This window comes from Grimontia sedimenti (assembly GCF_011045095.1).
GTDB classification, from domain to species: Bacteria; Pseudomonadota; Gammaproteobacteria; order Enterobacterales; family Vibrionaceae; genus Enterovibrio; species Enterovibrio sedimenti.
This window is the reverse complement of the sequence record NZ_JAALDL010000001.1, coordinates 561,319-575,330: the sequence shown is the minus strand read 5'-3', so window position 1 is coordinate 575,330 and position 14,012 is coordinate 561,319. Positions and strand designations below refer to the sequence as shown.

At 48.1% G+C, this 14,012-nt stretch carries 11 protein-coding genes; 6 read left to right on the top strand and 5 right to left on the bottom strand.

What is annotated here, in order from left to right; all coding sequences use genetic code 11:
• Positions 1-35: 35 nt before the first annotated feature.
• From G5S52_RS02685 to G5S52_RS02670, 4 genes are all read right to left on the bottom strand, one after another.
• Positions 36-1,211 carry a hypothetical protein gene (locus tag G5S52_RS02685; protein ID WP_165011663.1) on the bottom strand — a complete coding sequence of 392 codons (1,176 nt, stop codon included), beginning with the start codon at positions 1,209-1,211 and terminating at the stop codon, positions 36-38.
• Between the two features lie 8 nt (positions 1,212-1,219).
• Positions 1,220-2,005, bottom strand: a complete 786-nt coding sequence (locus G5S52_RS02680) for an outer membrane lipoprotein-sorting protein (RefSeq protein ID WP_205743756.1) — start codon at positions 2,003-2,005, stop codon at positions 1,220-1,222.
• Positions 2,006-2,052: 47 nt separating this feature from the next.
• Positions 2,053-4,374 (bottom strand): efflux RND transporter permease subunit, encoded by a 2,322-nt coding sequence (locus G5S52_RS02675; protein ID WP_165011661.1) that lies wholly within the window; start codon positions 4,372-4,374, stop codon positions 2,053-2,055.
• Positions 4,375-4,621: 247 nt separating this feature from the next.
• Positions 4,622-5,407 carry a TetR/AcrR family transcriptional regulator gene (locus tag G5S52_RS02670; RefSeq protein ID WP_165011660.1) on the bottom strand — a complete coding sequence of 262 codons (786 nt, stop codon included), beginning with the start codon at positions 5,405-5,407 and terminating at the stop codon, positions 4,622-4,624.
• Between the two features lie 277 nt (positions 5,408-5,684).
• Between G5S52_RS02670 and cmoA the strand changes: the two genes are divergently transcribed.
• The 3 genes from cmoA to G5S52_RS02655 all read left to right on the top strand — a co-directional run bounded on the left by cmoA (position 5,685) and on the right by G5S52_RS02655 (position 8,816).
• On the top strand, positions 5,685-6,413 hold the full coding sequence (gene cmoA, locus G5S52_RS02665) for a carboxy-S-adenosyl-L-methionine synthase CmoA (protein ID WP_165011659.1): 729 nt from the start codon (positions 5,685-5,687) through the stop codon (positions 6,411-6,413).
• A 102-nt stretch (positions 6,414-6,515) separates the two neighbouring features.
• A complete protein-coding gene (gene cmoB, locus G5S52_RS02660; protein WP_165011658.1) occupies positions 6,516-7,487 on the top strand; it encodes a tRNA 5-methoxyuridine(34)/uridine 5-oxyacetic acid(34) synthase CmoB in 972 nt (323 codons plus the stop codon).
• Positions 7,488-7,832: 345 nt separating this feature from the next.
• Positions 7,833-8,816 (top strand): porin, encoded by a 984-nt coding sequence (locus G5S52_RS02655; RefSeq protein ID WP_165011657.1) that lies wholly within the window; start codon positions 7,833-7,835, stop codon positions 8,814-8,816.
• Positions 8,817-9,071: 255 nt separating this feature from the next.
• On the opposite strand, the gene kdgR is transcribed toward G5S52_RS02655, so the two are convergent.
• Entirely contained in the window at positions 9,072-9,851 is a 780-nt protein-coding gene (gene kdgR / locus G5S52_RS02650; protein WP_165011656.1) for a DNA-binding transcriptional regulator KdgR, read from the bottom strand.
• A 754-nt stretch (positions 9,852-10,605) separates the two neighbouring features.
• Here kdgR and G5S52_RS02645 point away from each other — a divergent pair.
• The 3 genes from G5S52_RS02645 to G5S52_RS02635 are packed head-to-tail and all read left to right on the top strand — an operon-like array spanning position 10,606 to position 13,901.
• Positions 10,606-11,367 carry an ATP-dependent zinc protease family protein gene (locus G5S52_RS02645; protein WP_165011655.1) on the top strand — a complete coding sequence of 254 codons (762 nt, stop codon included), beginning with the start codon at positions 10,606-10,608 and terminating at the stop codon, positions 11,365-11,367.
• A gap of 41 nt (positions 11,368-11,408) precedes the next feature.
• The gene (locus G5S52_RS02640) at positions 11,409-12,914 is read left to right on the top strand and encodes an inactive transglutaminase family protein (RefSeq protein WP_165011654.1); all 1,506 of its coding nucleotides are present in this window, start codon (positions 11,409-11,411) and stop codon (positions 12,912-12,914) included.
• Positions 12,915-12,917: 3 nt separating this feature from the next.
• Positions 12,918-13,901, top strand: coding sequence for an alpha-L-glutamate ligase-like protein (locus tag G5S52_RS02635; protein WP_165011653.1), 984 nt, complete (start codon positions 12,918-12,920; stop codon positions 13,899-13,901).
• Positions 13,902-14,012: the final 111 nt, after the last annotated feature.

Below are 14,012 nucleotides of genomic sequence, written 5' to 3'. Positions count from 1 at the left end.
CCTAGGACCGCTCTTTGCTCTTCCTAGGACCTTCGTTAAAAATACCAACTGATTTCCGCTTCCAGAAAATCGTCTTTGCGGAGCGAGTAAACAGGGTCCGATGGGGTATCAGAATCAAACATCCAACCTGTGACTGTCCAGCTCCAGTCGTTACTGAAACGCCCACTGGATTCGAGCCTCACGGTGACAGAATCAGAGTTGTCCAAATCCAGCGTGCCACCCACCAGAAACTCGGTGCCGTCTAAATCGTTCAACACCCAACGAAGTCCGGCAAACACATCATTCTGACCTGCCACTGGCGCTTTTTCACCGCGGTTGTCATAAAGGTATTCCACCAAAAAACCAAGGTCGGTTATGCCGTCGTTTACACCAACATAGGTGTATTCAAAGCCGCCAGTAAACGCCGTGTGATTGTCTAAGCTGAATCTTCTAATAGCTTCTGCTTTCCACAGCCAGTCTCCGAAAATCGCCTGCACATCTAGTCCAACCTGACTCATCAAGGCGTAATACGGTTGCACAGAATTCGACAAACCCTGCACAAAATATGGATCCCGATTAGTGCCATGAAAAGCACTTACTCCAAAGTCCCATTGGTCCCACATTAGCGAGTAACGCCCCGCCAAGTCCGGATACCACTCTTCATGTCTAGATTCGTATTGCGCTTCTGTATCACCCAACCCCGGGAAAGCCAGTCTGCCATCATTGCTGGCGAAGGTTCGTTCCCGAAAGTAAGGAAGCAGGTACAGATCGAGCAGGCTGTCATCAAACTCCCAACCCACGCTCACCATGGGTTGCCCGAGTTTTACTTCACCATCAATCGCCTCTACTGCGTCGGTTTGGTTAATCACATCGACTAAATGTTGTGACTCTGTCACGCCCCAGAAGACAATGCCGACCCCTGCACGAATTTCATAATTGCTATCATAGTGTCGCCACAAGGCTTCGCGAACATCACCATGAGTGCGGTCGTCATCCATTGAATCCCAACGGAAAAACGGTGAGAACACAAAGCTCGAATTCCCCTCTTCGGTTTCCCAATAAAGCTCTGGCTCTATCGCCACCGAAGTCTGGCTTTTGCTTTGTCCCAACAAGCCGGTTTCTGCAAACTGACGCTGCTGGAACGAGATTTCACCTTCTGCCTCAAAATGCTCGAAGGCAGAAAGGGGAAGCGCTGTCAGCGCCAGTGCTGCCCCCAATACTGCTGATTTCATCCAACCTCCTAGCGCGCACGTTTCAGGCTGGATTTGGAGAAATCTTTTTCTTCAAGCCCCGTGTTGAATGCCAGTTTGCTAGTGGTCAATGTGGTGACTTTTCCGGTCTGGTGGTTTTCCATCACCATTTCAAGTGCACGCCAATACTGGTCCATATACTGCTGGTAGTCCGCGAAGCTCAGTGTTTTCAGCAAAGTGTCACGACGGTCGTAAAACTCGATTTTCAGCGGGCGATAGTGCTCTTTATCCAGCCACACTTTCTGACGGGTATAACCGGAATATTTGTCAGTTGGAATTTGCTCCACCACAAAGCTATCCAGGCCTTCGACAGACTCATCACCTAAATAGTTAAAGCGGTATTTTTCCAGTTCAAATGAACTCAGATCTTCATAGGCAAACTCACTGCCCATAAATGGACCTGATTTGTTGCGCGATGCAATTCGCTTAGTGCGTTTAAGCGCTGGCAGATATAGCCACTGGTCATCTGGGCCTGTCACATGCGAATAGTTCAGAAATACTGTGCCTCGCACATCGCGCGGCTCATCAAAAATCGTCAGGCCTTTATCTCCGTCATCTGCCACTTCCAATGTGTTGATGCGCAGTTTGCGCTCACTAGTATCACCATTGGCATTTTGCAGCACCATCGTCAGGGTGGAAGCACTATCGCCCCACCCTTCATCGCGCTTTTTGCGCTCTTGAGCAATTTCCAAGCCGCGTGCTTCATCTGCCATCAGCGGCATTGATACGCTAAACAGGCTCAATGACACCACCACCGCCTGACTTAACTTCTTCATCGTGCTCATCTTTCTCTCCTTGATATTTTTGTCTTTTGTCTGTTCGTCTATTGGGCGGTTTGTGCCACCAGATTTTCCGATTCACTGGCGTAGGGCTTGCGGTCGGCAACCAGCAATACTGCAGGCAGAAGAATGAAATCGACCATCAGCGCAATGAATATCACCATGGCACTCAACATGCCCATATCAGCGTTTAAGCGGAATACAGACGTTGCCAGCACACTGAAGCCTGCCACCAGCACGACTGTGGTGATCCACAGTGCACGGCCAACGGTGCTGAATGCGTAACGGATACCTTCTTCAACATTGCGTCCTTGAAGGCGCGCATAGCGATACTTGGATAGGAAGTGAACCGTGTCATCCACCACGATGCCAAGCGTGAGGGTCACGACAATAGAAAGTCCCAGATTGATTTCACCTGAAATCACAGCCCACAAACCAAAGCCGATAATGGCAGGAGCAAGGTTAGGCACCAGACTGATCGCACCCAGTCGCCATGAACGCAGCGCAAAGACCAGCAGACCAGAAATCAGCACCAGTGCAATCGGCAAGGTCTTGAGCATGCTTTCCATATTGGTTTCGCCAATGTGGGCAAACATCAGGTTCGGACCGGAAGAGGTCATGTCGAACTGCGGCGCATTAGCGGCAAACCATTTATCCATGCGCTGCTCAAGATCGATGAGTTCAACGCTGCCCAAGTTGTCGACAGTAAGCAGCAACTTCACTGCCGATTTATCAATGTTTATTTCGTTGTTGAGGTCGAGGCCGTAAGGCAGCGACATCTCATAAAGCAGCAGGTATTGGGCCGCTAGCTCGGGATCGGTCGGCAATTGATAGTAGGCTTCATCATCGCCATGCATGTTTTTGTTCAAACGCTTGAACGTGTCTGAGATAGACGCAACATGGTCGACTTCCGGCTGAATACGCAGCCAATCCGTAAAACCGTTCACGGCTTGTAAGAACTCAGGCTGGGTGATGCCTTGAGGCTGGCCAGATTTAATCGACAAGCTGATGGCCGTTGTACCGCTGATGTTCTCTTCCATAAAGTCAGCTGCCTGACGGAAGGTGTTTTCAGGGCCAAAGTACTCCACTGAGTTATCGTTCACTTGGTTCTGAACCAGCAACATGCTGCTCAGTACCACCACAACAGCACTGACAGGCAAAATCATTTTGTGGTGGCGAATGACTGAATCAGCAATCCAGCCCATCACCTTCTTGCCCGAGCTTTGCGATTGCTTCACTTTCACTGGCATCAGTTGTAGCAATGCCGGTAGCAAGGTCACGGAGAGGAAGAACGCAATCATCACACCCACCGCTGCCAAGTTACCCATGTCACGAAGTACCGGCGAGTTCGATGCATTCATCATCAGGAAACCGATAGAAGTGGTGACCGAGGTGATCAACAGTGCAAGGAAGTTCAGCTTCAAGGCATAGCTGATAGCCTCAGATTTCGCTTTTCCTTCACGAAGCGCATGAGCATAAGACGTAATCAGGTGAACACAGTCCGCCACCGCCAACGTCATGATCAGCGTCGGTACGTTCACGGTACCGTTATTGAGGTAGTGCCCCACCCAGCCAAGTAATCCCATTGTGCTGGCGATGGTGAGTACGATGACCACCAGCGTGGCAAAAACAAACTTCCACGAACGCAGCATGAAACCCAGAAAGACCAGAATCACCAAGAACATCATAGGTACCAATGTATTGCCGTCATCCATGGCAGCGAGAGCAAAGGCATTGTTCAGGGCAATGATCCCGCCAAGATGAAACTCTACATCGCTGTGTGACTGGCTAACTCTGTCGAGCAACTGGTCAGTAAAAACTGAGATTTCATTGACTTCAACACTCTGGTCACCGTCAGGAAGTTGGAATGTAATCATCACGACAGCGACACTGCCATCCTGTGACACACTTGAACCCACAAGTCGCGGTTCGTTCAATGCCACATCTCGGATATAGGCGAGACGTGATGCATCCAACTCGATGTAATCCGCTGCCAAGTCCTCGACCAACAAATCATCTTCTTCTGCTGACGTATGCTGGTAGTTGGTAATGGAATCAACACGGCTGGCATAAGGGGTTTGCCAGGCTTCATCGGTCAGTTGCTTTACCAGTGACAGATTTTCTTCAGTGAAGACGTCACCATTAGCAGGTGCAATCACGATGGATAGGGTATCGGTTTTGTTGAAGGTGGCCTCCAGCTCTTTAAACGCCTGAAGCTGAGGGTTTCCTTCATCAAAGAAGATTTGGTAATCGCCGCGGAAATACAGTTTGGAAGCACCAAACGCCGCGAGCAGGGAAATCAAAACACTTAGGATTAAAAACAACCATGGCCTTAAGGTTGGCCATTGGGAAAGGTCTCTGTTCATCACAGGCTCCGTTTGTGACGATTCGTCAATAAATCCGCTTTAAAAAGCCAACACAGTGGCTTAGTAAGACTCAACAGATTTCCGAACCAACCTTGACGAAACGTCAAAATTGGAAAAATTAAAAGGCGCTCATGCGCCAAGACAACATTCCAAACAACAGGAAGTTGACGATCCGTCATAAATGACGTTTCGTCAATATAGATCAACCAGTATCACATTGAAAGTATTTTTTGACGATTCGTCAGAATTAGGCTTCTTGCCCGAGAAGAGCAAGTTCCTCAGAGAAGAGTTCTTTCCTTGCACGGGCCCAGGTTTGCTCATAGTCGAACTCAGTCGACAACGGCTTCCAACCAAGACCATCCAGTAGGAAGTTAATGTTTTGAAGGACAATATTGTGATTCAATTGGCGTGACACACAAGTGCTGTGTTCCGCGTTATGAACCAAGGCGTTGGTACCAAACCCCATCGCCCAGTTAGCAAACACAACGTTGTCTGATGTGACACCAGGATTCAACACCAGCTCACCCGAATTAATACCGTTTTGGATGAACGCATCACCAATAGATACCGCTATTTCTTCCAGCTCATTGAGTTTTTGCAGGCGCTCAGGCGCACTTTTTTCTGTCACAGCAGGCGTGCGGCTGACCATGGCACACATGGAGAGAATGGGCTCGAGTTGGGAGAAAACGAAGTAGCCTGCATGCATGGCGATACATTTCTCGCGGCTGGAGCCATCAAATGCCAAAGAACGTTTAAACATTGGTAGCTCACGACTTAGCGCTTCAATCGCCAGAGCCGCAATGAGGTCTTCTTTGCTGTTAAAGTGATTATAAATTGTTCCCTTGGAGTACGAGCTAGCTGCAGCCACTTTATCCATAGTCAGTTGAGCAAAGCCTTCACGCATCACAACATCACGCGCGATTTCCAACAGCTCTTTCTCTCTGTCACGCATGGCAAGCTGCTTGCGGCTCAAAGACGAAGTATCGACGTTGTAAATCGCGGACATTCTGTTTTCGATGGTTTGCTCTAACATAATCACTTCCTGAACAAGATCAGCTCACTTATAGCATGGAACATGACAAAACGGAAAACGGTCGCTGTATTTAAAAGCCGACAACTTGACGAAATTCAATGACCCGACAATTCATACATTGAGCTCAATACAAGCAGGATAGAGACAAGCGAAGCAAAATTCTCTACAATACGCGCCCTTTCGATGCTGGATGGAAACTGGCATCAACGAGTGTAGTAATGCCGAATCTCAGGAATGCAGAGATTGACGGTAAATGGTTCTTTTTAGGCAGGTTCAGATGGCAAATCGCGACAATATTTTTGCTGCGCCAATTGAAAAACTGGGTGACTTTACGTTCGACGAAAACGTCGCCGAAGTTTTTCCGGATATGATTCAACGCTCGGTGCCGGGTTATAGCAACATCATATCTGCGATTGGTATGCTCGCTGAGCGTTTCGCCACTGATGGTAGTCGTGTTTACGATTTAGGTTGCTCGCTGGGCGCAGCAACACTGTCTATGCGCCGTCATATTAAAGCGCAAAACTGCACCATTATTGGCGTTGATAACTCACCCGCCATGGTTGAACGCTGCAAACTGCACGTCAATGCTTACCGCTCAGACACTGATGTACAAATCATTGAAGACGATATCCGTAATGTCGATATCCAAAACGCTTCTGTGGTTGTGCTGAACTTTACCTTGCAGTTTTTGACCCCAGACGATCGTCAGGCATTGCTTGAGAAAATCTTCGCAGGCCTCAAGCCAGGTGGCATTCTTATTATCTCTGAGAAATACAACTTTGCCGACGAAACCGCAAACGAGCTGCTCATCGACCTGCACCACGATTTCAAACGCGCCAACGGTTATAGCGAGCTGGAAATCAGCCAAAAGCGCAGCGCATTGGAAAACGTGATGAAGCCAGACAGCATTGATACCCACAAACATCGTCTGACTGACATTGGTTTCAGCAGTGTGGCGGTTTGGTTCCAATGCTTTAACTTCGGCTCCATGTTTGCCATCAAGTAACCACCAAAGGTCAACAGCCCCTAGGGTCTTTTTGACCCTAGCTAAACAAATTCATCGCGTTAGGTAAGCTGGCGCAATACGAAAAACCATAAGACGATACCTATGTTCGATTTTTCTGACTTCTACCAATTGATTGCTAAAAACCGTCTGCAGAACTGGCTGAATGTATTGCCAGCGCAATTGACGGACTGGCAAAACCAGCCACATGGTGATCTGCCAAAATGGATGCGCGTGCTGAAGAAGATCCCAATGGATGCGCCTTCTACGATTGACCTGAAAGATAGCGTGACCATTGGTACAGAAGACGAATTGCCGGCTGGCCAGCGTGCGAAGATTGAAAACCTGCTACGCGCTTTCCACCCGTGGCGCAAAGGTCCTTACAATGTTCATGGCATCAATATAGATACCGAGTGGCGCTCGGATTGGAAATGGGATCGTGTGCTACCGCATATCTCTCCACTGAAAGGCCGCTATGTATTGGATGTAGGCTGTGGAAACGGCTACCACATGTGGCGCATGCTGGGTGAAGGTGCAGAGCTGACAGTAGGTATCGATCCTTCTGAATTGTTCCTCGTCCAGTTTGAAGCAATTCGCCGCATGATGGGCAAAGACCAACGTGCTCACCTGCTTCCTCTGGGTATTGAAAAGCTGCCAGAGCTGAAAGCATTCGATACCGTATTCAGCATGGGCGTGCTGTACCACCGCCGCTCACCGCTTGATCATTTGATCCAACTGAAAAACCAATTGGTGAAAAATGGCGAACTCGTATTGGAAACGCTGGTAATTGATGGCGATGAAAACGCGGTGCTGGTGCCATTTAGTCGTTACGCGCAAATGCACAATGTCTACTTCTTCCCTTCCGCGAAAGCGCTGAAAGTGTGGCTTGAAAAAGTTGGTTTCGTGGACGTGCGTATTGTTGATGAATGTGTAACGACAACAGACGAACAGCGGACAACAGATTGGATGACGCACAATTCGCTGCCTGATTATCTTGACCCGAATGATCCAACAAAAACGGTTGAAGGTTATCCGGCACCAAAACGCGCCATTTTGGTTGCACGTAACCCAGATTGAAATAACACCTTCCTGATATTAAAAAGGCAGCCCCGGCTGCCTTTTGTCGTATATTCGAATCAAATAGTTAAATTTTCCGACAACTTAGCGTCACTTCGAGTCAATCCCACCCCAAAATTAATAGTGATTTTGATCACACAAAAAACCAATTAATTTCATTCCCATTCAAATAATTTCGAGTCAAACCCCACTAGAAATCCAAGATGATTTGTAAGTCATTGTTCGGAATATTTTGAAACATTATTTCAATTTAATCTCATATTCGTTTCGTGAATATTTAATTCGAGACACAAGCAGCATGTATTGGATGTGTCCTGTGAGATACGTACGCAAAAGGAACGAATAATGAAACTAAAAACTCTTGGCCTTATTATCCCAGCAATTTTGGCTTCGAACGCAGTAGTGGCTGCGGATGTATACAAGAATGATACTTTAACCCTTTCCGTTTCGGGTCACGTAAAAGCGAACAGCACTTCATCAAACGCTAAGAAAAATGGTGAGTCTACTAAGAAAAAAGAATTCCACGTTACATCAAGTGGTGAAGTTTCTTTTAGTGCGGCTTACCAATTGAACGACGACGTTAAACTGACAGGTTCTGCTTATATCAACGGCAGTGACGGTCTAGAAGGCTTTAAGCTATCGGGTTCACATACCAAGTATGGCGTGCTTTCTCTGGGTGATACTGGCAGCTCTTTCGGTGCACTGGAAAAGGCGAACGGTCTGGAAATCACCAATATCTACGCAGTGAGCCAAGGTGGTGTAGGTCAAAATGGTGTTCGTTACACCAAGTCCGTCGGTGACTTCGACTTCTCAGCAAACTATGAAGCAAAAGAAAGCCAGGTAAACGACAATGGCGAGAAAGATCCTTCAAACTACGCAGCGTCAGTTAATTATGGCGGAAGCAACTTCTCAGTTGCAGCAGTTTATGGCTCAGATGGCGACGATGCACAATCCTATGGTGTTGGAGCAGACGTGACGTTTGGATCTCTGAAGGTAGGTGCTGCCTACGTTGACTTCCAAAATGCGGGCTCTTTGACTGTTAACGCTGATGTTGATGCTATCGACCTGAACACACCAAACAGCGGTGAAACATACGCCTTGACCTCAATTTATACCCTCGATGATTTGGCGCTTTTTGCCACCTACCAACATGCAAAAGGTAAGGCAGTGGATAAAGCGTTCGATATCGACACTTACGCGACTGGCCTGACTTACAAGGTAAGCGATAACTTCACTACTTGGGCGAACTATCAGGTAGGTGAAGGTAAAGACGGTACAGACCGTAAAGAGGGTGACGTCATTCGTTTGGGCGTGAAACTCACGTTCTAACGGATAACCCGTGGGGCAGGCCGGCCCCACAATGCACTGCTAATTTCTTTTTTATTTTTACGACTCCTTTTGTGCTATCACCTTGGTGATAGCACTTTTTTTATCTGTTAGGGGCTGTTGATCTTTGGTGATGATTCTTGCAGCAGTTTGTGGGGACTTCATGCAAGGCAGAGGCTTCGACGTGTAGCTAGCCTACATGAGAAGCCGATAACGCAGCAGGAATTCCCCTCAATCGCTGCCCGAAGGGTTCTGCCCCTAGGCCACAGCTTGCTGATAAGGATATTTCGCGCAACCCAGCTTTGACGATATGGCTACAGCGGCCTGAAGCAACGCTTCTTTGTAACGGTCGCAGACCTCCTGTGAGTAGCGGACAGTTGGTATATCAACTGACAACGAGGCGACCGCTCTGTTGAATCTGTCGTAGACAGGCACCGCCAAAGCGATCACCCCGGCCTCATGTTCTTCTCTATCGAACGCATACCCTTTCTTACGGACTGCTTCGAGTTTTATCATCAAGGCAGCTAAGCTAGGATCATCTCTACCCGTTTCTTGCCAGATCCTTTTTGTTTCAGATTCGCTCTTTTGAGCCAAAAATACGTTACCCAACGCAGCATCAACCAACGAATGCCGGCTACCTATGCGAGCCTGAACACCAAGGCTGTGCGAAGCATCGAGTTTATGAACGTACACAAAGCTGTCGCCATCCTCTATCCCGAGACTCACTGCTTCTCCTGATACAGTCGCTACATTACTCATCTCAGCGTTTGCGATCTCTACCAAGTCAACGTATTCAAGCGCAGCTGCTCCCATTTCGAACAGCTTTAACGTCAGCGAATAGCGCTCTGAATCGCCCTCCTGCGACACGATCCCTAACGTCTTCATGGTTTGGAGAAAACGATATACCGTACTTTTCGACATCATGAGTCTCTGCGCCAGCTCACTCACGCCAATGTCTTTTTGCGAACTCAACGCCTGCAAAATCGCAAATGTTTTCAGCACAGATGAAACTGACTCGGGCTGATTGTTTAACGCCATAACACGGACACCTTCACATTCTCAATATTTGGAACAAAAGATCGCCTCTTGAGGAGCTTGCACCCATTAGGGTTGTCAATCAAACATCTCAAGCGAATGGATATTCACTATAGGCTTTCAATCATAAATAAAGTGAAACAGCGTTCCATTAGAATATTCTTTAATTTCGTCAGAGTTCACTGTTTTCGATTCACGTTTATTTATTAACAACTTCCTTTTATAAACCGTTTATTGAAGCATGGGGTTTAAGGCGATTAATCCCTCAAAAATTTGAGTACGAGGATCAAGAGAGTAAGGTTCCGTGCGCATGAATTACCATCCTGAATGTAAGCATGGAAAACCATCGCCAGAAATAATAAAAAGGCGTTTTACAAAGAAAAACACAGGGGAAAGTGTCAGATAAATTAACAAGCCCAGCACTTTAGTTACGCCACCGTGTCCGATATCACTAGCCGCTCAGACACCACGAGCACGGCACCGAGAGACAATTTAGGCCTGTCTACAGAGAACGTAATAAAATTCTGTTCGGATTTTTCATGCCAACAATAATCACAAAGACAGTTTAATTCGCCGGCACTAATTTTTGCGACTGAAATCCCAATTATAAATTTCGGAAAGTTTGCAACAAAACAGCATGTTCAGATTAGCGACAATCCTGACTCAGATATGACAAATCACCCTTCTCGCTTCGTTTTTTTCGGGATAAACTACACTCCTATTTTCAACGCCTTAACCACCCAGCACGGAGCTCCACATGCTAACTCGCAGCGGATTGCTGATTCTTTTCTCTGCTGTCCTCTCTGGCTGCAGCATTACATCTCAGGAACAGCACCAGCAAACCCTGAATGCAATCAGTAACATAGAGACCAACATTCAGAGTGACTACTCGTCGCTAAACCAAAGTGTTCAAACACAGCAAGAACAAATCGCAACCCTTGAACAACAGGTTGCTGATATGTCTGACACACTCAAAATCATGCGTCAGAATCAAGCCCGTGAAGCTGCGAACCGAGCTGAACCGCAAGTGGTCTACGTCGAGAAAGAAGTGCCTGTGCCACAAAAATCCGATAAAGCTGTGCTAGGTGAGCAAGAGTGGGTTTGGATTGATGCAGCAGGCTCCAACTACAAGGCCCGTGTAGACACCGGCGCAACGACGTCTTCCCTAAATGCAACTGACATTCAGGAGTTTGAACGCGACGGTAAAACTTGGGTCCGCTTCAGTCTTGCGCATACCCAAAATGGCGAGGGTGAGTCCGAGCCGCTGGCAACGATTGAAGCACCAGTGACCCGCTGGGTGAAGATCCGTCAAGCTTCTACTGAAGATCTGGAGCGTCGTCCGGTTGTAGAACTGCGTGTCAGACTGGGTGAACTGCATGAAAAAACGCAATTTACGCTGGCTGACCGTTCGCATATGGAATTTCCGGTTCTTCTGGGCCGTGAGTTCTTTAAAGACATAGCCGTCGTTGACGTCTCTCAGTCTTACATCCATCCAAAGTTTGTTGCCGAAAAGAAATAGCGCACTGAACTTCACCCCACAGTGCCAATAACGAGGAAAGAATGACTTCACGCGTTCCTTTATATTTACTCATTAGCCTGCTGATCATTGTCGGCATGAGCATGAGTATCTACCGCCATAACGTCTACGGTGTGCCCTGGACAGCGGGACAAAAACACCAAGTGTGGGAAGTGGAAGCCCGCGTTGAATTCCAAGCCAAAGGCGAGCCAGTCAAAGTGTCACTGGCTACACCGGATACCCAGGAAGGCTTTACCCTCATTAATGAAAACACCAGCTCACCGGGCTACGGGTTTGCATTGATCAATACCGAAGATGGCCGCAGAGCAGAGTGGAGCAAGCGCGAAGCGAGCGGGCAACAAATCCTTTATTTCAAAAACCAAATGCTGGTTGATGAAAACGCCAACTACCCGACTGAGCCCCCGCTCGGTGATGTGACACCAGCCGTGCTTGATGGCCCGATAAAAACGGCGGCAGATGCCCTTCTCGAACAAGCAAGACAACGCTCAGCTGATAATGTCACGCTGGCACGGGAACTCATCAAACAGTTCAACGACAAAGAAAGCCAAAACGCCGCGCTCCTTACCAAAGAGATGAGCAAGGCGGACGCTATTGTGGCTATTTTGTCGTTGGAAGGCATCCACGCCCGTGTGGTTGGTGCGTTGCAGCTGGAAGATGGACGTCGTCGCCAAAGCGTTATTCCAATGGTCGAGATTTGGAACAGCGAAGAGTGGCAATTGTTTAACCTAGATACCGGAACAGAAGACTCTTTCGACAATCTATTGATCTGGAATCAAAAAGGCACGCCTTTACTTGAAGTCATGGGTGGCACCAACAGCCAGGTCAGCTTCTCCATCATCGCGCAGGATATCAGCCCTCAACAGGCAACTGACGAGAAAATACAGGCCGAAAGCCTGTTGAATTTCTCTATTCACAGCCTGCCTATTGAAGAGCAGGCGATGTTTAAAACCATCATGCTGATCCCAATCGGTGCCCTGATTGTGGTGTTGCTACGCGTGCTGGTGGGTCTGAAAACCTCAGGTACCTTCATGCCCGTGCTGATCGCTGTTGCCTTTGTTCAAACACAGTTAGTACCGGGCCTGGTGGGCTTCTTGTTAATTGTCGGTACCGGTCTGGTTATCCGAAGTTACCTCTCAAGGCTCAACCTCCTACTCGTGGCGAGGATATCCGCGGTGATCATCACGGTGATCATGATTATCTCCGTCTTCACTGTCGTCGCGTTCAAGATTGGATTGGTTGAAGGTCTGACAATCACCTTCTTCCCAATGATTATTCTTTCCTGGACCATCGAACGTATGTCGATCCTTTGGGAAGAAGAAGGCGCGAAGCAGGTACTCATTCAGGGTGGCGGCTCGCTGTTGACGGCCGTGTTGGTTTACCTCGCAATGACCAATGATTTCGTCCGACATATCACCTTTAACTTCGTTGGCATTCAACTCGTGATTCTGGCACTGATCCTGATGCTGGGTAACTATACCGGCTACCGCCTGAGCGAATTGAAACGATTCAAGCCACTGGTGAAGGATTAAGGCATGCTGGATTTCCTAAAGAAATACACATCGCCTTTTAAGCTGCACGGTGCAGGTATCATGGGAATGAACCGCCGGAATATCAGCTATATCGGCCGATACAACAAGCGTAGTCTTTTCCCTCTGGTGGATAACAAGCTTAAAACTAAACAGATTGCGCAGCGTGCCGGTGCAACGGTACCCGAGCTTATTGGTGTGATCAGTGAACAGCACGATGTCCCATCTATCCACGAGATGGTTAAAGACTGGCCAGGATTTGTGATAAAGCCCGCTCAGGGCTCGGGCGGCAAAGGCATTCTGGTAGTGACCTCAAACAAAGATAGCGTTTACAAAAAGCCATCTGGCTCTGAGGTCAGTAAAGAAGAAGTGGAACGCCACATCACCAACACCCTGGCGGGCTTGTTCTCGCTGGGTGGTAAAAACGACGTCGCTGTCGTAGAAAACCTGATCCAGTTCGATGACGTGTTTGATGGCTTCAGCTACGAAGGTGTGCCGGATATCCGCGTTATCGTATTTAAAGGTTACCCTGTGATGGCGATGATGCGTCTTTCTACTGCCGCTTCCGATGGTAAAGCCAACCTTCACCAAGGTGCGGTGGGTGTCGGTATTGATATCGCAACGGGTAAAGCGTTGCGCGCTGTGCAGTTTAACCGCCCTATTGAGCATCACCCTGACACAGGTCGTCTGCTGAGTGAGCTTCAAGTGCCTCATTGGGAGCTATTGCTGACTCTCGCTGCAAGCGCGTGGGAAATGACAGGCCTTGGTTATCTCGGCACGGATATGGTGCTCGACAAAGAAAAAGGTCCAATGGTGCTGGAACTCAATGCCCGTCCTGGTCTGGCGATTCAAATTGCTAACGGCTGCGGATTACTGCCAAGACTTCGTCATATCGAAGCCATGGGAGAAACTGCTCACCTCTCGACACCGGAAGAGCGTGTGGCTTATGCTGCCAAGAATTTCTGCGGCACGCATACGCCAGGACATTAAGTTCAAACAAGACACGTCAATCGGGCTTCGGCCCGATTTTTATTTCAGGCAACGACTCCCCCTTTCCCATTCCTATCTAGTTTCAGTAAGCTAGGATGATTCACCTTTATC